The following is a 20,683-nucleotide window of genomic DNA, read 5'->3' as shown; positions in this document are numbered from 1 at the left end:
CTCACGCAGTCCGTTCCCGCTCACACCTCTTCCGGTGAGCGGGAACGGAACCGTGAGCGGCAGAGCCGGTCAGCGGGACGGGACCGGGGTGCTGCTCGAGGTACCGGGTGTGACGGGCCCCGTCGGGGCGAGCTGGGGCACGGTCGGCGTGCTCGTCTCCGAGCTGGTGGCCGATTCCGGGACTGAAGCGTCCACGGACTCCGAGCCCGACACCGCGGACGGCGCGAAGCCGGCCGAGGACGAGCCGGAGGCCGACGACTCCGCTGCGGACGACTCGGCCGACGAGGAGGCCGACTGCGAAGCGGACCCGGTCTCATCCGAACCACGGGCCGACAGACCCGACAGGTCGAGCGCCGGCGATTCCTCGGCCGCCTTCTTCGCCGCCAGGGTCACCTTCGCGGGGCCTTCGGGATCGGGGCTGCCCGAGGCGGAGACGACGGTCGTCTTCGTGGTCACCGGCGGGTTGTTGCGCAGCGTGGTCAGCACGTGCTCCTTGCCGTCACCGAGCGCACGTCCCCAGTTCTCCCACGTGTGGCCGCCGTAGTTCGGCAACGAGATCACCGATACGCCGGCCTGCTTGGCCTGCAACTGCATGAGCACGGTCGACACCGCGGACAGGATCTCCAGCGCCATCGCACTGAGCTGGTCCTGCGGCGACAGCTTGGCCATCTCCGACGGCGTCAGGAAACCGTTGCCCGAGGAGATGATGAGAACCTGGCCGTTGTCGGCCAGCTGCGTGAGGTTCTTCGACGGGTCGTTGTCGGTCCAGCGGGTGCCGCCCGGCGCGCCCCACATGTTGACGACGCCGTTGACGTAGTTGGACACCATGGTCTGCGTGGCGAACACGCCGAGGGCGCCGATCGGGTTGTCGGTCTGGTAGTAGCCCGACATCGCCTGTACGACCTTGAACTGCTCGGGGTGGCGCTCGGCGAGGGTCACCGCGGGCCCGCCCGACATCGACAGTCCGATGATCGCGTTGTTGTTGCGTGCCACGCCGAACTCGCGCTCGAGGTAGCCGGGCAGCTCCGAGGTCAGGAAGGTCTCCTGCTTGATGACCGTGTTCTTGTCACCGGCGCCGCCGTCCCAGTCGGTGTAGAACGACGATGCGCCGCCCACCGGCATGATCAGGGTGGTGTCGGCCTTGGCGTCGTAGACCTTCGCGGCCTGCACGTCGGTGGTCCATGCCGAGCGGGTTTCGCTCGCACGCATGCCGTCGAGCAGGTAGACGCCGCTGTCGCTGCCGCTCGAGGCGCGGATCTGCACGATCACGTGCCGTTTCTGCGACTCCGACCAGACCTTGCAGTTCTGGACGTAGTTCCCGGAGGAGTCCCACGTGCAGCCCGGCCGCAGCACTTCGGGATGCCCACGCAGAGCGCTGGCGGTGTTCGACGAGTTGATCAGCGTGCTCGCGCCGAACAGGCCGAGCGTGAGGATTGCGACCACCGAGATGCCGGTGAGGAGGCGGCGACAGGGTGAGGGTCGGCGTGGCGACTCGGGCGTCTGGCCCGCGGGGGTGGAGGGGACGGGCGGTTCGCTGTGCGAGTGCGACATTGAGCTCCTGACATACGCGGCCACCCGACTACACGGTGCCGATGTCAGGGATGTCGTTCGGAGAGTGGACCCGCGTTACCGGGCGAGCGCATTTTTTCGGACGACCTCGGCGGTCTCGTCCGGACGTTCCCACCAGAACATGTGCCCGACACCGGACCAGCGCGCCAGGGTGGCCTGCGGGATGAGGTCGGCGAGCCGCTCGCCCTCGGCGACGGCGATCATCTCGTCGACGTCGCCGTGGATGACCGCCGTCGGCATGTCGAGTGAGCCGATTCGGTTGCGGGTGTCGTGTGCCGCACAGGCGCCCGCCTGCCACGCGACGACTGCCGACGGAACGCGGCGCTGCCTCGACATCGAGACGAAATGGTCGAAGGCGCCGGCGCGGGCGATGAACTCGGGAGACAGATTGACCTCGAACGCGATGCGTGCGACGCGGTCGGCGTCGCGCGACGAGATCGCCTCGACGAGACGGGCGGCGCCGGACGAGCCGGGCGCACCGATGGCCCCGGGGCCGCCCGCGGTGGTGCAGCCGAGGACGAGACTGCGCACCCGGTCCGGCGATTTCAGGGCGAGTTCCTGCGCGATCATGCCGCCCATCGACGTGCCCAGCACGTGGGCGGAGTCCCAGCCGAGGCCGTCGAGGATTCCGCGGGCGTCGGCGGCGAGGTCGGCGATGGTGAACGGTCCCTCGGCGCGACTGCTCGTGCCGATGCCGCGATGGTCGTAGGCGGCCACCGAGAAGTGCGGGGTGAGGGCGTCGAGGAGCTCGTCGGTCCACATCCCGCGGTGTGCGGACATGCCGCCGATGAGCAGCAGCGGTTCGCCGTCGCCGAACACCTCGGTGTCGAGGACGGGACCGGTATCGGACGCGACGGGGATCTGCATGCGGAGATGGTAGCCAGGCGGCTGAGGCGGATTCCGTGATTCGCCTCAGAGCGCCGGCGAGATCGCCGCCCACATGTTGGGGAGTTCTTTCTCCTAGTACCAATGGTGGGTTCCGACCTCCTGCAACGCGTCGGTGAACGGCAGACCCGCGCCGCGCAACAACCCGGCGAACCGGCGCGAACAGTCGCTGGTCGCGATCTCGAACGCCGACGATGCGGCGAGTACCACCTGGTAGAGGCCTTCCTCGGGCGTCACGTTCCGCTTGAGGTCGGCGGGACCGAGCCGGCCCGCACCGGAGTACAGGTACAGGGCCTTGCCGCGGAGACGGTCGAGATGCAGCGCCGGGTCGTGGTCCCGCCATCCGGCCGAACCGACCGGCCCCCAGAGGTTGTCGGCGTTCGCCCCACCCCGGGCGAGGGTCGCCCGCACATACGACTCTCCCTGCGGCGAGGACACCGGAGGACATCCGCTGATCGAGGCCACCGCGCGGTACAGCGACGGGGCCCGTGACGCGAGCGTGAACGCCGCCTGCCCGCCCATCGAGACACCCGCGATCCCGCGCGAACCGTTCGACTCGAAGCGGGCGTCGATGAGGGGCGGGAGTTCCCTGGTCAGGAACGTCTCCCACATCGGTTGTCCCACGCGCGGATCCCAGCGCTGCCAGTCGGCGTACTGGCTGCCGTACGCACCCGTCGGGAGTACGACGTTCACGTCCTTGTCGGCGAAGAACTCGTCGGCATTGCCGGCTCCGCGCCACCCACTGTCGTTGCCGCGCGAACCCGCCCCGTCCAGGAGGTAGAGCGTCGGCCGGGGTCCGGTCTTCGTTCGTGGCGTGAGGACGAAGAGCTTGATGTTCTTGGCCATCGCCGCCGAGTAGACCCAGACGACGGCGCGGGTCGGGGACTCCTGCACGACCGACACCACCCGCGGCGCCACGGGTGCCGCCACCGCCGGCGCGGCGGCCAGACACAGCATCACCAGACATGCGGCACAGACCGCACGAAGAATCACTCGAAGCACCGTTCCCCCATGTGCGCCGCGCGGACGCTCTTCCCCCGAAGAATGTGGATTCGATCGGTAGGCGGCCGGGCCGCCGGATCGAAGTCGTTCGGCAAGCGTAGGACGTTCGCGCAGTCCTGTCCGGGCCTTGCGAAATCCCGGGGTACCGCGATGGGCGCGACTCCGCGGCCTCGACGAACGACGCCGCCGGGCACATCCGTTGGGGATGCGCCCGGCGGCGTCGGGAGAGGGAACGGGCTGGGTTGTCAGGCCCCGAAACCGAGCAGCGACTTCACCTCGAGGAATTCGTCGAAGGCGTAGTCACTCCACTCGCGGCCGTTGCCGCTCTTCTTGTATCCGCCGAACGGTGCGCTCGGGTCGAGCTGGGCGCCGTTGAGCGAGATCGAACCCGCACGGATCTGTGATCCGATGCGGCGGACCTCGTCGACGTCCTTGCCGGAGACGTAGCCGGCGAGGCCGTACTCGGTGTCGTTGGCGACCTTGATCGCTTCGTCGATCGAGTCGTAACCGATGACGACGAGGACCGGGCCGAACACCTCGGTGCGGGCGATCTCCATGTCGTTGGTGACGTTGGTGAACACGGTCGGCTTCACGTAGTAGCCGGTCTCGAGACCCTCGGGGCGCCCGGGACCTCCCACGACCGCGGTCGCGCCGTCGGCGACGGCGCGCTCGATGAGACCCTGGATCTTGTCGAACTGCGCCTCGGACACGACCGGGCCGAGCTTCACGTCGGTGGTGGGATCGCCGACGGTGAGCTCGGCGGCGACCCCCTTGGCGATCTCGGCGACCTCGTCGACGCGGCCGGCCGGGACCAGCATGCGGCTCGGGGCGTTGCAGGACTGGCCCGAGTTCATCATCATCGTCGCGATGCCGCCGGCGACGTTCTTCGCGAAGTCGTCGTCGTCGAGGATGATGTTCGGGCTCTTGCCGCCGAGTTCCTGGGCGACGCGCTTGACGGTCGGCGCGGCACTTTTGGCGACCTCGATGCCGGCACGGGTGGACCCGGTGAACGAGATCATGTCGATGCCCTCGTGGCTCGACAGCGCGGCGCCGACGCCGGGGCCGTCACCGTTGACGAGGTTGAACACGCCTGCGGGTACGCCGGCGGCGTCGAAGATCTCGGCGACGATCGCCGCGCTGAACGGCGCGACCTCGGAGGGCTTGAGGACCATGGTGCAACCGGTGGCGAGTGCCGGGGCGACCTTGCACATGACCTGGTTGAGCGGCCAGTTCCACGGGGTGATGAAGCCGCACACGCCGATCGGCTCCTTGGCGATGCGCGAGCTGCCGCGGTCCTCGACGAACGTGAAGTCGGGGAGTTGCGCGGCGGCGGTCATCAGGTGGCCGAGACCGATCGGCACCTGGGCGGCGTTCGTGAGGCCGACCGGCGAACCCATCTCCTCGGTGACCGCGGCGGCGAGGTCGCCCATGCGGTTCTGGTACTCGGCGATGATCCGGTTGAGGACTTCGAGACGTTCCTCGACGGTCGTCTGTCCCCAGGTGACGAATGCGCGACGGGCGGCGTCGACCGCTGCGTCGACGTCGGCCGCGCTGCCGATGGCGACCTGTCCGGCCGACTTCTCGGTGGCCGGGTTGATGACGTCGATGAGGTTGAGCTCGGCGGGCTCGACCCACTGACCGTCGATGTAGAACTTGGTGATGTCCGGCATGGTGCCTCCGTTGCAGCCTGAAGTGAGGACAATTGTTGTCTGTTTCACACTGTAGGCGCTGCCGCGACCGGGGTCTCGCGAATCCCGGCGTTCCGGGGGCGACACTTTGTGACCGGTTCTGGAACAGCCGTCCCAGTCGCATTCTGCGACGCTCGGCCCGGCCGCGAACGACTAGGGTCGAATCATGATCCTCATCGTCGTGAAGTTCCCCATCAAGCCCGAATTCGCCGACGAGTGGCCCAAGTTGTCGCGCGAGTTCACGCAGGCGACCCGCGCCGAACCGGGTAACAAGTGGTTCGACTGGTCGCGATCGCTCGAGGACCCCAACACCTACGTCCTGGTCGAGGCGTTCGACAACGATGCCGCGGAGGCACATGTCACCGCCCCGCACTTCAAGCAGGCACAGCAGGAACTCCCCAAGTACCTCCAGCGCACACCCGACGTCATCAACACGACGATCGAGGGCGACACCTGGTCCGAACTCGGGGAGTTCCGGGTCGACTGACCTCTCTCAGCGGCCGGCGCGGACCTCGGAGTCCGTGTCGGCCCCCGCCGGATCCGCCGGTCGCGCCGCGTCGTCACCGATGCCGAGCTTCTCGCCCTCGATGTCCACGTCGGGCAGGATGCGGTCGAGCCAGCGCGGAATCCACCACGCCTTGTCGCCGAGGACGGTGAGCACCGCCGGCATCAGGGTCATCCGGACGACGAAGGCGTCCAGGAACACCGCGGCGGCCAGGGCGAAGCCCATCACCATGATGAAGGCCATGTCCTGCAGCATGAATGCGGCGAAGACCGAGATCATGATGGCCGCGGCCGCCGCCACGACGCGGGCGCTGTGGCGATATCCCTCCACCACCGCGGTCTTCGCGTCGGCGCCGTGTACGTACGCCTCTCGCATCCGGGTCACCAGGAACACCTGATAGTCCATGGCGAGTCCGAACACGATGCCCACCAACATGATCGGCAGGAACGACACCAGCGGCTGCGGGTTGTCGACGATCCCCAGGGCGCCGTCGGTGAAGAGGGCGACGGTCACACCGAAGGTCGCGGCGACGCTGAGCAGGAAGCCGAGCGCCGCGGTCAGCGGCACGAGGATCGAGCGGAACACGATGATCAGCAGGATGAAGGCCAGACCCACCACGACCAGGAGGTAGGGGATCAGCGAACTCGACAGTCGGTCGGAGATGTCGAGTTCGATCGCGGTCTGCCCGGTCACCCCGTATGAGATACCCGTCGTGCCCTGCACCCGGGACTCCATCTCGCGGAGCGATTCCACGAGTGCGGGCGTCGCCTCGTCGGCCGGCGCGGTCGACGGGATGATGGTGATCTTCGCGGTGTCCTGGGCCTCGTTGAGCCCGCCGGCACCGATCTGCGCCACCTCGACGTTGTCGACGCGACCCAGGTCGTCGACGAGTGAGTCGAAGGCGCGCAGGCGCTCCCCGGTGTCCTGGATCTCGCGACCGTCCGCGACGACGACCAGCGGTCCGTTCACGCCGGGTCCGTACCCCTCGGCGACCATGTCGTAGGCCCGGCGCTGCGTCTCCGACGGCTCGGCGGTCCCGTCGTTGGGTAGCGCGAGCTTGAGCCCGGCCATCGGGATCGCGAGGACGACGAGGATGCCGACGATCGCGACCGTCACGGTGCGCGGCCGGGCCACGATGCGCTGGACCCAGCGCTGGCCGTTGTGCATCCGCTCCGCATCGTGCGGTCCGACATCCGGAGCGTTGAGGCGCGGTACGCGTCCGGCGAACGCCTTGCCGCCGAACAGGCCGAGGATGGCCGGCAGGAGGGTGAGCGCGACCAGCACGGCAGCCACCACGGTGCCCGCGGCGGCGATACCCATCGCGGTGAGGAACGGGATGTTCACGATGGCCAGTGCGGCCAGAGCGATGACGACGGTGCTGCCGGCGAAGACGACCGCCGAACCCGCGGTGCCGACCGCCCGGCCCGCCGCGTCGGCGCGGTTCGCCGACCGATGGATCTCGTGGCGGTAGCGGGACACGATGAACAGCGCGTAGTCGATGCCGACCGCGAGGCCGATCATCGTCGCGAGAATCGGTGTCTCGTTGCTGAGGTCGAAGAAGTGGGTGCCCATCTGCACGCCGAGCATGCCGATCGCGACGCCGACGATCGCGGTGATGATCGGCATGCCCCACGCGACCAGGGAGGCGAAGGTCAGGATGAGGATCAGCGCACCGACCCCGATGCCGATCAGCTCAGAGGTGATCCCGAGCTCGAATTGCTGTGTGGCCGAACCCTTCATCTCGACGGTGAGGCCGGCAGCCCGGGCGTCGTCGGCGATGGCGTCCATCTGTTCGCGCATGGTCTCGGTGACGTCCGAGGATGCCTCGACGTCGAAGGAGGCGCCGAGTTGCGCAACGGTGCCCGTCGCGTTGATCGGCGAAGTGGCCTGCGCGTCGGCGGCGGCCTCGTCCGCACTCTTGCCGAAGGTCTCCCGCTGGAAGGTCGCCGAGAGCTCACGAAGCTGACCGGGGGATTGCTCGGTGCCGTACGAGACGAACGGGTTGGCGATCGAATCGGGGCTTTTCACGTTCTCGACGGTCTTGAGGCCGGCCACCATCGAGTCGATGGCGCTCTGGAACCGGGGCTCGGTCAGCGTCGAACCCTCCGGTGCGCGGACGACATACGTGACACCGATGTCGGAACCGAACGTCGCTTCCCCGGGGAAGCGTTCGATCATCAGGTCCTGGGCGCGCTCCGACGGGATGCCCGGGACCGAGAACGACTCCGAGGTCGGTTTGGCCAGCAGGCTCGCGCCGATGCCCAGCCCGATCAGGACCAGAACCCAGATCGCGATGGTCTTGAGGCGGTTCTCGTACGCCCATCGCCCTAGTCGGTACAGGTGTGTTGCCACGTCAGTGCTCCTCGGGGGATGGTTCGGCGAGACCGTTCTCGGGTCCGTCGGCGTTCAGGGGTCGGATGGGATGTGCCAGTCCGGAGGCCAGCTGGTCGAAGGCGGACTCCAGCACGGTGGCCAGGTCGGCAGCGGTGCCCGGGGTGTCGTCGTGATGGGTCACCCAGAATTCGAGGGCGACGCGGATGGTGGTGATCGCGTTGTGCAGGACGAGGCGCGGATACAGGGTGTGTGCCGGCTGTCCGCGCTGCGCGCACAGTTCGGCGAGACGCGTTTCGACGGTGTCGCCCAGCTCCATGTCGCGGGACCTGGCCGTCAGCCCCGGATCCGTGTCGAGAAGGCGAAGGAGCGCGACGATCTCCGCGGGTTCACCGACGTCGGGCGAGGTGGCGGCCTCGATGAGAGCGGTCCGGACCGAGCAGAAGAAGCTCTCGTCCGTCGGCCGGGCCTCGATCCGTTCCACGATCGTGTCGAACAGCGACGACACGAAGTGCAGCAGCGCATCCTCTTTGCCGCTGAAGTAGTTGTGGAACGTGCGGACCGAGACGTTCGCCTCGGCCGCGACGGCGTCGATCGTCACGTGATCGATGCCGTCGCGGGTGGACAACCGCAGCACGGCGCGGGCGAGCGCCGAGCGGGTCGCTGCCTTCTTCGCCTCGCGGAGTCTGGGGGAGTTCACTTCACCCACGGTACGGAACTTGCAGAAGCCTGCAAACTTGCAGGACTACACAAGATTTAGGAGAGTCCTCACACCGTCTACCCGTCGATGGCGTGCGTCACACCATCAGCCCAGTGTCGACGCGCGGGCGACCAGCTCGGGCTGGAACACCAGGTTCGACGGGACGTGGCGTTCGGCGGGATCGTCGGCCGCGCTCATCAGCAGGTCGACGGCGGTGACTCCGATGCGGGAGGTCGGCTGACGGATCGACGACAACGGGACGACGGCCGAGCGGGCGAAATCGATGTCGTCGTAACCGATGAGCGCGATGTCGTCGGGAACGCGGACGTCGCCGCCGAGCATCGTCAACGCCTGCAGGACCCCGATCGCGAGGAGATCGTTGGCGCAGAACACCGCATCCGGTCGGTCGCGGGGGGCCCTGGTCAGCAGGGCCTTTCCCGCCTCACGTCCGGCGAGCACACTCAGGTTCGCCGTCTGCACGACGTCGAGCGTGGCGCCGTCGACGGCGTCGACCGCCTCCTGCGCGCCCCGCCGGCGGTCCGCGACCTGCCGCAGGCCGGGCGGTCCGCCCACGAAGACGATCCGGCGACGACCGGTCTCGCACAGATGCGACACCGCCAGCCGCCCGCCCGCGATGTCGTCGACCGCGACGGAATCGAAGGGCGAGCCGCCGGCGTCCCGGTCGACGAGGATCACCGGGGTGCCGCGACGGCGCAGCGAGTCGAACCGCCGCAGATCGTCGCCGATCGGCGAGACGAGCAGACCGAACACCCGCTGCTCGTCGAAGGTGTCGAGATAGGCCTGTTCGCGCGATTCGTCGTCGTCGGAGGTCCCGAGCAGCACCGTGAGGTCGTGGTCGCCTGCCCGTTGTTCGGCGGCGCGGGCGATGTCGGTGAAGAAGGGGTTGCCCACGTCGAGCACCACCATGCCGACGCAACGCGATCGGCCCGCACGGAGTTGGCGCGCGGCGTCGTTGCGCACGAAACCCAGCTGGTCGATCGCCGCCTGGACCCGCGCGACGGTCGCGGGCGAGACCTTTCCGGGCGAGTTGAGCACGTTCGAGACCGTGCCCACCGACACCGAGGCCGCCGCCGCGACGTCCCGCATGCTCACACCCATGTGTCCATCTCACCAGATGCGATGCCGGTACCCGCGTTTCGCGGACTCGGGAGGGTCGCCCATCTCGCGAGCTGATTGACTACGAACACCCGCGGTACCCCCTGTAGGAAAGGCGCTTCATGTCGACTCCGGCCAGCCCGTTCTCCGCGGACTACGAACCCGATCCGCGACGCTGGAAGGCGCTCGCGGTGTGCCTGGTGGTCGGTTTCATGACCCTTCTCGACGTCTCGATCGTCAACGTCGCGCTCCCGTCCATCGAATCCGGACTCGGCGCGGACTCGGCCGACCTGTCGTGGGTCGTGTCCGGCTACGCCCTCGCCTTCGGACTCGTCCTGGTCCCGGCCGGCCGGGTCGGGGACGCACGCGGCCGCAAGGTGACCTTCCTCATCGGGCTGTCCCTGTTCGTGCTGGCGTCGGCGGCATGTGGGTTCGCCCAGGGTCCGACGCAACTCGTCGTCTTCCGCCTGATCCAGGGCGTCGCGGGCGGCATTCTCGCGCCGCAGCTCTCCGGGCTCATCCAGCTGCTGTTCCGCGGGGCCGAGCGTGGCCGGGCCTTCGGCATGTTCGCCGCGACCATCGGTATCTCGACCGCGGTCGGGCCGCTGCTCGGTGGGGTCCTCATCCAGCTGGGCGGGTCCGCCGACGGGTGGCGCTGGATCTTTTTCGTGAACGTGCCGATCGGCATCGCGGCCTTCGTCGCCGCGATCCGGTTGATCCCGGCTCGGCCCGAGGAACTCAAACAACCGCTGCGGGGGAGCTTCGATCCCGTCGGCGTCGTGCTGCTGGGTACCGGGGTGTTCGCGCTGATGCTGCCGATGGTCCAGGAACAGGAATGGCCCGGGGGGCGGAAATGGCTGCTGCTCGTCGTCGCGGCCGTGCTGATCGGCGCGTTCGTCGTGTGGGAACGCCGGCAGGGCCGCATCGGCCGCCAGCAACTCGTCGACCTGTCGTTGTTCTCCATGCGGTCGTACACGCTCGGATGCATCATCGCGATGGTGTACTTCGCCGGGTTCACCACGGTGTTCTTCATCTACACGCTGTTCGTCCAGCAGGGCCTGGGCTATTCGGCACTGCAGGCCGGTCTGGCGGTGACCCCGTTCGCGCTCGGCTCGGCGGTGTCGGCCAGTGTCGGCGGCAACATCGTCAATCGGGTCGGGCGCTCGCTGGTGTTGCTGGGTCTGGGCCTGGTGGTCGTGGGGATGATCGCGACGATCGTCGCCGTCGCGCTCGTGTCTGGTCCCGGTGTCGGGTACGCCGCCGCGCTGCCGCTGCTGGTGGCGGGTATCGGTTCCGGTCTCGTGATCTCGCCCAACCTCACGCTCAGCCTCGACCAGGTGCCGGTGACCAAGGCGGGCATCGCCGGCGGCGTCCTGCAGACCGGTCAGCGCATCGGGGCCGCCGCGGGGATCGCGCTCGTCGGTGCGGTGTTCTTCGCCCAGGTGGCGAACACCGGAGGCGACTGGGCGCGGGCGTTCCAGATCGGGCTGGCGACCGCCGCGGTCCTGGTGCTGATCGCGCTGGTGGTGGGCCTCGTGGATCACTTCGCCCACCGCCGCGAGGACGCGGAGGTCGCGTAGGCGGCCGGTCTGATGCCCACGCGACCTCGGCAGTCGAGCCTCAGGAACGCGCCCGGGGCACCAGCCGCTCGAGCTGGGTCACGTGCGCGGGTGTCAGCTCGTCCAGCGAGGCGACACCGAGCAGCCGCATCGTACGTGCGATCTGCTCGCCGAGGATCTCGATCATCCGGTCCACCCCGGCCTCCCCGCCGGCCATCAGGCCGTACAGGTAGGCCCGGCCGACGAGCGTGAACCGCGCGCCGAGGGCGACCGACGCCACGATGTCGGCACCGCTCATGATGCCGGTGTCGAGCATGACATCGGTGTCCGCGCCGACCTCGCGGGCCACCTCGGGCAGGAGGTGGAACGGGATCGGTGCGCGGTCGAGTTGGCGCCCTCCGTGATTCGACAACACGATGCCGTCGGCGCCGAGGGCCGTGACGGCCTTGGCGTCGTCGACGGTCTGAATGCCCTTGACCACCAGCTTGCCCGGCCACTGCGACTTGATCCACGCCAGATCGTCGAAGGTGACGGTGGGGTCGAACATCGTGTCCAGCAGTTCGGCCACCGTTCCGGACCATCGATCGAGCGAGGCGAACGCCAGGGGCTCGGTGGTGAGGAAGTCGATCCACCACTGCGGGCGCGGGATGGCGTTGAGCACGGTCTTGGCGGTCAGCGCCGGCGGGATCGACATGCCGTTGCGCTTGTCGCGCAGACGAGCCCCGGCGACCGGCACGTCGACGGTCACCAGCAGGGTGTCGTATCCGGCCTTCGCCGCGCGGTCGACCAGGGCCATCGAGCGCTCCCGGTCCTTCCACATGTACAGCTGGAACCAGTTGCGGCCGTGCGGATTCGCATCCCGGACGTCCTCGATCGACGCCGTACCCATCGTCGACAGCGAGAAGGGGATCCCGGCCCGGCCGGCGGCGCGCGCACCAGCGTATTCGCCCTCGGTCTGCATCATCCGGGTGAACCCGGTGGGTGCGATGCCGAACGGCAGTTCCGAACGCCCGCCGAGGATCGTGCACGAGGTGTCGACCTTGGACACGTCACGCAGGATGGCCGGGTGGAACTCGATGTCGGCGAACGCCTGTCGCGCGCGTTCGATGGACAGCTCGGCCTCGGCCGATCCGTCGGTGTAGTCGAAGGCCGCCTTCGGGGTGCGGCGCTTGGCGATCGCGCGCAGGTCCTCGATGGTGAGGGCGGCGTCGAGACGGCGCTTCTTCGCGTCGAACTGGGGCTTCTTGAACTGCATCAGCGGCGCGAGGTCGCGCGGTTTGGGAACTCGACGCTTCATGGGAGAACTGCCTTGCATGGTCATGCCTTTCCTGTCCCCACCGCGGTCCGGGAGCGCGTGCCGCGGGAGTGTCGGGGTGCGTAGTGTTGCGGCGGGAACCTATCGGCGACGATAGACCTCATCGCCTCGAGGTCGCCATCGATCAGGCCGTGGGCGCGGGCGGTGATCAGCACGTTGCCCAGCGCGGTCGCTTCCACCGGACCGGCCTGCACCGGCAGACCCAGCCGGTCGGCGGTGAGTTGGCACAGCAGCCGGTTCTGCGAGCCGCCGCCGACGAGATGGACGGTCTCCACCGTCGTGCCGGACAGTTCGGCCGCTCGCGCCACCCCGTCGGCGAAGGCCGCCGCGAGGCTCTCGACGATCGCGCGCACCATCTCGGCGCGCGTCATCGGCGGACGCATGCCGCGCTCGTCGTACCAGTCGCGAATGCGTCCGGGCATGTCTCCCGGTGGGAGGAACCGGGCGTCGTCGGTGTCGAAGATCTCGACCGTCGCCGGCGCCTCGGCGGCCTGCGCGAGCAGTTCACCGAGATCGGCGCGATACCCTTCGCGCTGGTACTGGCGGACCGTCTCGCTGAGCAGCCACAGGCCCATCACGTTGTGCAGGTAGCGGATACGGCCGTCGGCGCCGACCTCGTTGGTGAAGTTGGCCTTCCACCCGTCGCGGGAGACGACCGGCTGCTCGAGTTCGACGCCGACCAGACCCCAGGTCCCGCACGAGATGTACGCCGACCGCGACGGGTCCATCGGGATGGCGGCGACCGCCGACGCGGTGTCGTGGGACGCGACCGCGGTGACGCGGGTCGACGTCGACAGTCCGAGGCGCTCGGCGACGTCGCCGAGCAACGGGCCCTGGTCGGTGCCGGTCTCCACGAGGTCGGGGAACAAGCCGACGGGCAATCCGAGACGCTCCATCATCGCGGTGTCCCACCGCCCGTTGATGCCGAGCAGTCCGGTGGTCGAGGCGTTGGTGCGTTCGGTGCCGCGCCGGCCCGTGAGCCAGTACGTGATGAGGTCGGGGATCAGCAGGGCGGTGTCGGCCTGATCGAGCAACCCGTCGGCCTTCTCGGTGGCCAATTGGTACACGGTGGTGAACGGCAGGAACTGTAAACCGTTGCGCACGTACAGGTCCGCGGGACCGAGTTCGGCGTGCACGGCGTCCACCCCAGCCGCGCTCCGGGTGTCCCGGTAGTGGTGCGGCAACCCGAGCATGCGGCCCTCCCGCAGGAGCGCGTAGTCCACCGCCCAGGAGTCCACCCCGATCCCGACCAGATCGTCGGACTGCCTGCCCGCCTCGGCGAGGCCGGCCGACGCGGCGCGGAACAGCGCCGGGACTTCCCAGTGCAGAGCGGACCTGCGCCCGTTCCAGATGTGGACCGGGTCGTTGGTGAACCGGGCGACCTGTTCGAGCTCGAGTCGTCCGCGCGAGACGTCGGCCAGCATGACCCGGCCGCTGGTCGCGCCCAGGTCGATCGCGGCGACCTGGGCGGACCGGGTGGATCGGCTCATCGCAGGAACGCGGCGGCGACGCCCGCGTCCACCGGCACGTGCAGGCCGGTGGTGTGCGAGAAGTCGGACGTGCAGAGTGCGAACGCGGCGTTGGCGATGTTCTCCGGCAGCACCTCGCGCTTGAGCAGGGTGCGCTGCGCGTAGAACTTGCCGAGATCCTTCTCCTCGACGCCGTAGACGGCAGCGCGCTTGGCGCCCCAGCCGCCGGCGAAGATCCCCGAACCACGCACCACGCCATCGGGATTGATGCCGTTGACCTTGACCCCGTGCTCGCCGAGCTCGGCGGCCAGGAGACGGACCTGATGGGCCTGGTCGGCCTTCGTCGCCGAGTAGGCGATGTTGTTCGGCCCGGCGAAGACCGAGTTCTTCGACGAGATGTACAGGATGTCGCCGCCGAGCTTCTGATCGATGAGGGCGCGTGCGGCGGCCTTGCTCACCAGGAACGAACCGCGGGCCATCACGTCGTGCTGGAGGTCCCAGTCGGCGGCGGTGGTGTCCAGCAACGACTTCGACAGCGACAGGCCGGCGTTGTTCACGACGAGGTCGATGCCGCCGAAGGCGAGCACCGTTGCGTCGATCGCGGACTGTACGGCCGCTTCGTCGGTGACGTCGGCGGCCACCCCGATGGCGACATCGGTCGAACCGATCTCCTCGGCGGCCGCCCGTGCCTTCTCGGCGTCGAGGTCGGCGATCACCACGCATGCACCTTCGGCGGCCAGACGCGTCGCGATGGCCTTGCCGATGCCGGATGCCGCCCCGGTGACCAGGGCGATGCGGGTCGCGAGCGGCTTGGGCTTCGGCATGCGGGCGAGCTTGGCCTCCTCGAGCAACCAGTACTCGATCCGGAACTTCTCCGACTCGTCGATCGGTGCGTAGGTCGAGATGGCCTCGGCGCCGCGCATCACGTTGATGGCGTTCAGGTAGAACTCGCCGGCGACACGTGCGGTCTGCTTGTCCTTGCCGAAGCTGAACATTCCGACGCCCGGGATCAGCACGATGGCCGGGTCGGCGCCGCGCATCGCGGGGCTGTCCGCGGTGGCGTGACGGTCGTAGTACGCGCGGTAGTCCTCGCGGTAGGCCTCGTGCAGTGCCGTGAGGCGCTCCTTGCACTCCTCGACGCTCGCGTCGGCCGGGAGGTCGAGGACCAGCGGCTTGACCTTGGTGCGCAGGAAGTGGTCCGGGCAACTGGTGCCGAGTGCGGCCAGGCGCGGATGCTCCTCTGCCGCCAGGAATTCGAGGACCGGGTCGACGTCGGTGAAGTGACCGACCTGCGGCTTGTCCATCGAGGCGAGGCCGCGGATGAACGCGGCGAGCGCCGCGGCCTTGGCCCGGCGTTCCTCGGCGGGCAATGCGCCGTAGCCGTCGATCGGGCCGCCGAAGGGTTGCGGCCGACCGTTGGCGGCGATGTACTCCTCGGCGGTGCGGATGATCTCCAGCGAATGTGCCTGCGCCTCATCGGAGGTGTCGCCCCAGGCGGTGATCCCGTGGCCGCCGAGGATGCAACCGATGGCCTGCGGGTTGTCCTTCTTGATCGCCGAGATGTCCAGCCCGAGCTGGAAACCCGGACGACGCCACGGCACCCACACGACGCGGTCACCGAAGATCTTGTGCGTCAAGACCTCGCCGTCGGCCGCGGTCGCGATGGCGATACCGGAGTCCGGGTGCAGGTGGTCGACGTGCGCGGCGTCGACGAGGCCGTGCATCGCGGTGTCGATCGACGGTGCGGCACCGCCCTTTCCGTGCAGGCAGTAATCGAAGGCGGCGACCATCTCGTCCTCACGGTCGAGGCCGGGATAGACGTCGACGAGCGCACGCATGCGATCGAGCCGGAGCACGGCCAGGCCCTTCTCGGTGAGGGTGCCGAGATCACCGCCGGAGCCCTTCACCCAGAGCAGTTCGACGTCTTCACCGGTGACCGGGTCGGTGTCGGAGCCCTTGGCGGAGGTGTTGCCGCCGGCGTAGTTGGTGTTCTTCGGATCCGATCCGAGTCGGTTGGACCGCTCGATGAGGGCGGCGACTGCGGGATTGGTCATTAGGGGTGATCTCCTCGGGAGTTCAGGGAACTGGGGCTGGGGGAGGGCTCAGGCGCCCCAGGACGACTGGGTACCGCCGACACGCTCGGCGACGATGCGCTCGTGGTATCCGGAGTCGACGTATGCGGCCATCGGGTCTGCGGGCAGGCCGCGACGGACACGACGCTCGGCGAGCATCGGACGGACGTCGGTGTAGAACGCGTCCATCACGATCGCGTTCGCGCCCAACACGTCTCCGGCGGCCTGTGCCTCGGTCAGCGCATCGGTGTCGACGAGTAGTGCGCGGGCCGTCATCTCCTCGACGTTCAGCACCGAACGGAGCTGGCCGGGGATCTTCTCCTCGACGTTGTGGCATTGATCGAGCATGAGAGCGACCGGCGACCCGGCGTCGAGCCCGCCGCCGCGGATCACCTCGAACAGGATCCGGAAGAGCTGGAACGGATCCGCGGCACCGACGATGAGGTCGTCATCGGCGTAGAAGCGCGAGTTGAAGTCGAAGGAACCCAGCTTTCCGAGGCGAAGCAGCTGCGCGACGATGAACTCGATGTTGGTTCCCGGCGCGTGATGGCCGGTGTCGAGGCAGACCATCGCCCGCTCGCCGAGCGCGGTCACATGGGCGTAGGAGGTGCCCCAGTCGGGGACGTCGGTGACATACGTCGCGGGCTCGAAGAACTTGTACTCCAACACGAGTCGCTGGTCGTCGCCGATGTGCTGGTAGATGGTCGCGAGCGACTCGGCGAGCCGGTCCTGGCGTCCGCGGATGTCGCCCTGTCCGGGGTAGTTGGTGCCGTCGGCCAGCCAGATCTTCAAATCGCGCGAACCGGTCGCGTTCATCACCTCGATGCAGGCGAGGTGATGGTCGATGGCCATCTGCCGCACCGTCTTGTCGGTGTGGGTCAGGCTGCCGAACTTGTAGGCGTCGTCCTGGAAGGTGTTGGAGTTGACGGTGCCCAGGCCGACGCCGAGATCCTTCGCGTAAGCGGCCAGGGCGGTGTAGTCGTCGACGGTGTCCCACGGGACGTGCAGGGCGACGGTGGGTGCCAGCCCGGTCAGCTCGTCGACCTTCGCGGCGTCGGCGATCTTCTCGTGGATGGTGCGGGGGGTGCCCGGGGTGCCGAACACCTTGAACCGGGTGCCGGAGTTGCCGAACGCCCAGGAGGGGAGCTCGATCTCGAGGTTGTCGAGGATCGTCTCGTCAAAGGTGGCCATGAAATTTCTTTCGGTTGGGATTCCCCGCCGCCGGCGTCGGGGTCAGCCGGCGGCGGGGAGGTCTGAGTGGAACATTCGAACTGGTGGAACGTTTCAATCGCGCACCGCGCGATCAGGCCGTGGTGTCAGGCCGGGGCCCGGTGTCCCGACTCCGCGGCCGGGTTGGTGCCCGGGGTCGGGTGCGCGGCGGATGCCGGTGTCTCGATGAGCTCGGGTGACAGCGGAGCGCCGTAGCGCTCGACCTCGATCTGCTGCAGCGTCTTGCCCTGGGTGTCCGGAGCCGCGATGGCGCCGATGATCAGCGCGACGGTGAGCAGTGCGACCAGCAGGATGCCGACCGTGGTGAGTCCGGTCGCCGCGAGCATGGTGGGGAAGAAGTAGCTCAACAGACCGGTTGCGGTGCGGACGGCGAAGAACATGACGCCCTGGGCGCTGGCCCGATAGGGCGTCGCGAACATCTCGCTGGCCCAGAGGCTGTAGAACGCTTGCGCGCCGATGCCCGAGGAGATGCCCCACAGGACCGCGAAGACGAGCATCGTGGCGACACCGCTGTCGGTGAAGGCGACCAGCACGATCCAGGCGACGATGCCCAATGCGGCGCCGAAGACGTACAGGGCGCGCTGGGAGACCCGGTCGGCATATCGCACGAAGCCGAAGTAGGTCGCGAGGACGGTGCATCCCCAGACCAGCACCTGCAGCAGGTTCTGCTGGACCGCGCTCTCGACGCCCGCGGTCTCGTAGACACGCGGCATGAAGATGCCGGCCTGTCCGGCCACGGTGTTCCAGAAGAGGTAGATGCCACCGAGCAGGAGTAGTGCGGTGATGTTGACCTTCTTGGAGAACAGGCCCTTGATTCCCCGGGCGCCGACGGAAGCGGTGAGCTCACGGGTCTCGTTGACCGCCTCGTCGGACCAGATCTTGGACTCCGCGAGCCCTTGGCGAATCCACCAGACGACCGCGGCGACGACGAAGAGGTGCAGGAAGATGATCCGCGAGCCGAGTAGGCCCATCGGGGCGAGCGCGGCCGCCAGTGCGAAGCCGATCAGGGGTCCGACCGACCAGGCGAGCTGGGCGGTGCCGACGTGTTTGGCGCGTTCGACCGATGGCGCCTCTTCGGCGATGTAGGTCCAGGACGCGGGTACGCCCGCGCCGACCGCGAGGCCGGTGATGATGAACGCCGCCAGCAGCATGGTGAAGTTGAGCGCGAAGGCGGCGAGCAACACGCCGGCCATGTAGACCAGCAGGTCGTAGGTGTAGATCGCCTTGCGGCCGTAGCGGTCGCACAGCGGTCCGCCGATGGCGGCGCCGACCGCCGCGCCGAACGCGTTGGCGCTCAGTGCGGCCAGCAGGCCGACGGCGAAGTTGCTGATGCCGAACTCGTCCTGCCAGAAGGTCAGGCTGGTGGCGATCGCGATGATCGAGCCGGCTTCGATGTAGTTCGACATGGCAACCGAGATGGTCGCCCGCCAGCCGGTGGTGGAGCGCGCTCCTACTTTCATGGGATTCCTAGCGTCGGAGATCAGTAGAGAGGGTCGGGATCGGAGGGGTCAAGCCGGGTTCGCTGATGTCGGTGTGCCCGTCAGTACGCGTCGTGTGTTCGATGTCGGTCAGTCGAGGTGGAAGTACTCGAGGAGTTCGGTACGGATGGTGTCGGGATTGGCGCCGTCGGCGTCTCCGCCGGTGGCCGGGAGGAAGTACTCGGACATGTGCGCCTGCCACCGGGCGTTGACGTCCGTTGCCTCCATGGCGGCGGCGGTCGTCGCGAAGTCGTCGGTCTCGAGGTAACCCACGACCATGCCGTCGTCCTTGCGGAGGAACAACGAGTAGTTGCGCCATCCGGTCTCGCGCAGGGCGTCGAGCATCTCCGGCCACACCTCCGTGTGGGCGTCGAGGTAGTCCTCGACGCGCTCCGGGCGGAGCTGGAGCACGAAGCAGACGCGCTGGGTATCGGGCATGGCTGCTCCTGACAAACGACGTGATGGGAAACGCAGACCGTCGAGAGAGGATCAACCCGGCGAATTAAAACGTTTCAATTTGTGATGGCAGCAACACTAAGAGCGGCCTGTGAGGATGTCAAGACCCGGTTCGCACAAAGCGCACCCCGCCGGAACGGGATCGGTCATGCTCTGTTCGTGCTGGAATTCGGGAAGACGCGCGGAGCAGATGTCGGGGGCAGGATCGCGATCGTGACCGGGGGCGGGTCCGGTATCGGGGCCGCGCTCACGCGCGCGCTGGTGACCCGGGGAGCCCACGTCACCTGCGCGGACATCGCCCTACCCGCGGCGCAGCGGGTGACGGACTCCTTGTCCGGTGGGCCGGGCACCGCACGGGCGGTGCAACTGGATGTGACGGATGCTGCCGCTGTGCAGCGGGTGGTCGACGAGGTCGTCGCCGAGTGGGGGCGCCTGGATCTGATGTTCAACAACGCAGGGATCACCTGGGGTGGTCCGACCGAGATGCTGACGCCGGAACAATGGGACGCGATCATCGACGTCAACATCCGGGGCGTCGTGCACGGGGTCGCGGCCGCGTACCCGGTGATGATCGAGCAGCGTTCCGGACACATCGTCAACACGGCGTCGATGGCCGGGCTCGTCGCCGCCGGACTGATCACGAGCTACGTGATGACCAAACATGCGGTCGTGGGGCTGTCGCTCGCACTACGGACCGAGGCTGCGGGCCGCGGGGTGAACGTGCTGGCGGTGTGTCCCTCGGCAGTGGAGACCCCGATCCTGGACAAGGGATCGGTCGGCGGATTCGTCGGTCGCTCTTATTATCTGGCGAGTCAGGGTTCGTCGACCGCGTACGACGCCGACCGCCTTGCCCGGGACACGCTCGCCGCCATCGAGCGGAATCAACCACTGCTGGTCGTCCCGCGTCGATCCCGGATCACCTGGCGCGTCCAGCGATTGGCGCCCGGCCTCACGAATCGGCTTGCCGCGCAATTCATCGATCGGCAACGCGCGGAGTTGCGGCCGGAGGGTTAACCGCCGGCGGTGCTGCTCAGGATGGCGATGATGACACCTGCCACGGTCAGTACACCGACGACCCAGGCCATCGTGATCGCGACCCGTCTGCGTCCGAACCGGGCCGCGTTGATTGCGATCCCGAGGCACACCAGGACCGCGATCGAGTACACCGAGATACCGAGGGTGAGCAGGGCGACGGAGGAGTCGGCGAGCAGGACAACCCGAGTGGACATGACACCGAGTACATCATCAGCGGGCTCGGGGGATGCACGCGGATCGAGACAGCCCAGTGGCGTGCCGGCTTTCCGTGAC

The 20,683-nt window shown here is 68.3% G+C and carries 17 protein-coding genes; 3 read left to right on the top strand and 14 right to left on the bottom strand.

The genetic code is table 11. The annotated features are described in order from the left end of the window. Positions 1 to 69: 69 nt before the first annotated feature. The 4 genes from ACFUEJ_RS09300 to ACFUEJ_RS09285 form a co-directional block, all read right to left on the bottom strand. A complete protein-coding gene (locus ACFUEJ_RS09300) occupies positions 70 to 1,551 on the bottom strand; it encodes an alpha/beta hydrolase (RefSeq protein ID WP_388028819.1) in 1,482 nt (493 codons plus the stop codon). Between the two features lie 75 nt (positions 1,552 to 1,626). Next, positions 1,627 to 2,436 (bottom strand): alpha/beta fold hydrolase, encoded by an 810-nt coding sequence (locus ACFUEJ_RS09295; RefSeq protein ID WP_388028816.1) that lies wholly within the window; start codon positions 2,434 to 2,436, stop codon positions 1,627 to 1,629. Positions 2,437 to 2,529: 93 nt separating this feature from the next. After that, positions 2,530 to 3,411 (bottom strand): alpha/beta hydrolase, encoded by an 882-nt coding sequence (locus ACFUEJ_RS09290; protein ID WP_388028886.1) that lies wholly within the window; start codon positions 3,409 to 3,411, stop codon positions 2,530 to 2,532. 290 nt (positions 3,412 to 3,701) lie between these two features. Continuing rightward, the gene (locus tag ACFUEJ_RS09285) at positions 3,702 to 5,126 is read right to left on the bottom strand and encodes an aldehyde dehydrogenase family protein (RefSeq protein WP_388028814.1); all 1,425 of its coding nucleotides are present in this window, start codon (positions 5,124 to 5,126) and stop codon (positions 3,702 to 3,704) included. 184 nt (positions 5,127 to 5,310) lie between these two features. Between ACFUEJ_RS09285 and ACFUEJ_RS09280 the strand changes: the two genes are divergently transcribed. After that, on the top strand, positions 5,311 to 5,631 hold the full coding sequence (locus ACFUEJ_RS09280; protein ID WP_388028812.1) for a putative quinol monooxygenase: 321 nt from the start codon (positions 5,311 to 5,313) through the stop codon (positions 5,629 to 5,631). 6 nt (positions 5,632 to 5,637) lie between these two features. Here the strand turns inward: ACFUEJ_RS09280 and ACFUEJ_RS09275 are convergent, their stop codons facing one another. The 3 genes from ACFUEJ_RS09275 to ACFUEJ_RS09265 form a co-directional block, all read right to left on the bottom strand. Next, positions 5,638 to 8,001, bottom strand: coding sequence for an MMPL family transporter (locus tag ACFUEJ_RS09275; RefSeq protein ID WP_388028810.1), 2,364 nt, complete (start codon positions 7,999 to 8,001; stop codon positions 5,638 to 5,640). Position 8,002: 1 nt separating this feature from the next. After that, a complete protein-coding gene (locus tag ACFUEJ_RS09270; protein ID WP_307814692.1) occupies positions 8,003 to 8,680 on the bottom strand; it encodes a TetR family transcriptional regulator in 678 nt (225 codons plus the stop codon). Between the two features lie 105 nt (positions 8,681 to 8,785). Beyond that, the gene (locus ACFUEJ_RS09265; protein ID WP_078112102.1) at positions 8,786 to 9,799 is read right to left on the bottom strand and encodes a LacI family DNA-binding transcriptional regulator; all 1,014 of its coding nucleotides are present in this window, start codon (positions 9,797 to 9,799) and stop codon (positions 8,786 to 8,788) included. 119 nt (positions 9,800 to 9,918) lie between these two features. Here ACFUEJ_RS09265 and ACFUEJ_RS09260 point away from each other — a divergent pair, with 119 nt between their 5' ends. Then, positions 9,919 to 11,376, top strand: a complete 1,458-nt coding sequence (locus tag ACFUEJ_RS09260) for an MFS transporter (RefSeq protein WP_388028805.1) — start codon at positions 9,919 to 9,921, stop codon at positions 11,374 to 11,376. A 40-nt stretch (positions 11,377 to 11,416) separates the two neighbouring features. On the opposite strand, the gene ACFUEJ_RS09255 is transcribed toward ACFUEJ_RS09260, so the two are convergent. The 6 genes from ACFUEJ_RS09255 to ACFUEJ_RS09230 form a co-directional block, all read right to left on the bottom strand. Next, positions 11,417 to 12,652: an alpha-hydroxy acid oxidase gene (locus tag ACFUEJ_RS09255; RefSeq protein WP_058250776.1), complete on the bottom strand. Its 1,236-nt coding sequence runs from the start codon at positions 12,650 to 12,652 to the stop codon at positions 11,417 to 11,419. Between the two features lie 20 nt (positions 12,653 to 12,672). Next, a complete protein-coding gene (locus ACFUEJ_RS09250) occupies positions 12,673 to 14,160 on the bottom strand; it encodes a rhamnulokinase family protein (RefSeq protein ID WP_058250775.1) in 1,488 nt (495 codons plus the stop codon). Beyond that, on the bottom strand, positions 14,157 to 16,193 hold the full coding sequence (locus tag ACFUEJ_RS09245) for a bifunctional rhamnulose-1-phosphate aldolase/short-chain dehydrogenase (RefSeq protein ID WP_058250774.1): 2,037 nt from the start codon (positions 16,191 to 16,193) through the stop codon (positions 14,157 to 14,159). The genes ACFUEJ_RS09250 and ACFUEJ_RS09245 overlap by 4 nt, the downstream gene beginning before the upstream one ends. A gap of 48 nt (positions 16,194 to 16,241) precedes the next feature. After that, a complete protein-coding gene (gene rhaI, locus ACFUEJ_RS09240; RefSeq protein ID WP_058250773.1) occupies positions 16,242 to 17,402 on the bottom strand; it encodes an L-rhamnose isomerase in 1,161 nt (386 codons plus the stop codon). Positions 17,403 to 17,527: 125 nt separating this feature from the next. Next, positions 17,528 to 18,901, bottom strand: coding sequence for an MFS transporter (locus ACFUEJ_RS09235; protein WP_388028801.1), 1,374 nt, complete (start codon positions 18,899 to 18,901; stop codon positions 17,528 to 17,530). 108 nt (positions 18,902 to 19,009) lie between these two features. After that, the gene (locus tag ACFUEJ_RS09230; protein ID WP_065631970.1) at positions 19,010 to 19,357 is read right to left on the bottom strand and encodes an L-rhamnose mutarotase; all 348 of its coding nucleotides are present in this window, start codon (positions 19,355 to 19,357) and stop codon (positions 19,010 to 19,012) included. A 177-nt stretch (positions 19,358 to 19,534) separates the two neighbouring features. On the opposite strand from ACFUEJ_RS09230, the gene ACFUEJ_RS09225 reads away from it, so the two are divergent. After that, positions 19,535 to 20,389, top strand: coding sequence for an SDR family oxidoreductase (locus tag ACFUEJ_RS09225; RefSeq protein ID WP_058250770.1), 855 nt, complete (start codon positions 19,535 to 19,537; stop codon positions 20,387 to 20,389). Here ACFUEJ_RS09225 and ACFUEJ_RS09220 read toward each other — a convergent pair. Continuing rightward, on the bottom strand, positions 20,386 to 20,604 hold the full coding sequence (locus ACFUEJ_RS09220; protein ID WP_004020299.1) for a hypothetical protein: 219 nt from the start codon (positions 20,602 to 20,604) through the stop codon (positions 20,386 to 20,388). The two genes, ACFUEJ_RS09225 and ACFUEJ_RS09220, sit on opposite strands and share 4 nt — an antisense overlap. Positions 20,605 to 20,683 lie beyond the last annotated feature (79 nt).

The organism is Gordonia sp. NPDC057258 (assembly GCF_042668985.1).
Lineage (GTDB): Bacteria > Actinomycetota > Actinomycetes > Mycobacteriales > Mycobacteriaceae > Gordonia > Gordonia hongkongensis.
The sequence above is the reverse complement of the archived record's forward strand: the minus strand, read 5'-3'. Positions and strand labels throughout refer to the sequence as shown.

What these genes read in the sequence shown, in the direction of transcription:
- ACFUEJ_RS09300 (WP_388028819.1), bottom strand. Translation starts at nt 1,551, where the DNA reads ATGTCGCACTCGCACAGCGAACCGCCCGTCCCCTCCACCCCCGCGGGC.
- ACFUEJ_RS09295 (WP_388028816.1), bottom strand. Translation starts at nt 2,436, where the DNA reads ATGCAGATCCCCGTCGCGTCCGATACCGGTCCCGTCCTCGACACCGAG.
- ACFUEJ_RS09290 (WP_388028886.1), bottom strand. Translation starts at nt 3,411, where the DNA reads ATGCTGTGTCTGGCCGCCGCGCCGGCGGTGGCGGCACCCGTGGCGCCG.
- ACFUEJ_RS09285 (WP_388028814.1), bottom strand. Translation starts at nt 5,126, where the DNA reads ATGCCGGACATCACCAAGTTCTACATCGACGGTCAGTGGGTCGAGCCC.
- ACFUEJ_RS09280 (WP_388028812.1), top strand. Translation starts at nt 5,311, where the DNA reads ATGATCCTCATCGTCGTGAAGTTCCCCATCAAGCCCGAATTCGCCGAC.
- ACFUEJ_RS09265 (WP_078112102.1), bottom strand. Translation starts at nt 9,799, where the DNA reads ATGGGTGTGAGCATGCGGGACGTCGCGGCGGCGGCCTCGGTGTCGGTG.
- ACFUEJ_RS09260 (WP_388028805.1), top strand. Translation starts at nt 9,919, where the DNA reads ATGTCGACTCCGGCCAGCCCGTTCTCCGCGGACTACGAACCCGATCCG.
- ACFUEJ_RS09255 (WP_058250776.1), bottom strand. Translation starts at nt 12,652, where the DNA reads ATGAAGCGTCGAGTTCCCAAACCGCGCGACCTCGCGCCGCTGATGCAG.
- ACFUEJ_RS09250 (WP_058250775.1), bottom strand. Translation starts at nt 14,160, where the DNA reads ATGAGCCGATCCACCCGGTCCGCCCAGGTCGCCGCGATCGACCTGGGC.
- ACFUEJ_RS09245 (WP_058250774.1), bottom strand. Translation starts at nt 16,193, where the DNA reads ATGACCAATCCCGCAGTCGCCGCCCTCATCGAGCGGTCCAACCGACTC.
- rhaI (WP_058250773.1), bottom strand. Translation starts at nt 17,402, where the DNA reads ATGGCCACCTTTGACGAGACGATCCTCGACAACCTCGAGATCGAGCTC.
- ACFUEJ_RS09235 (WP_388028801.1), bottom strand. Translation starts at nt 18,901, where the DNA reads ATGAAAGTAGGAGCGCGCTCCACCACCGGCTGGCGGGCGACCATCTCG.
- ACFUEJ_RS09230 (WP_065631970.1), bottom strand. Translation starts at nt 19,357, where the DNA reads ATGCCCGATACCCAGCGCGTCTGCTTCGTGCTCCAGCTCCGCCCGGAG.
- ACFUEJ_RS09220 (WP_004020299.1), bottom strand. Translation starts at nt 20,604, where the DNA reads ATGTCCACTCGGGTTGTCCTGCTCGCCGACTCCTCCGTCGCCCTGCTC.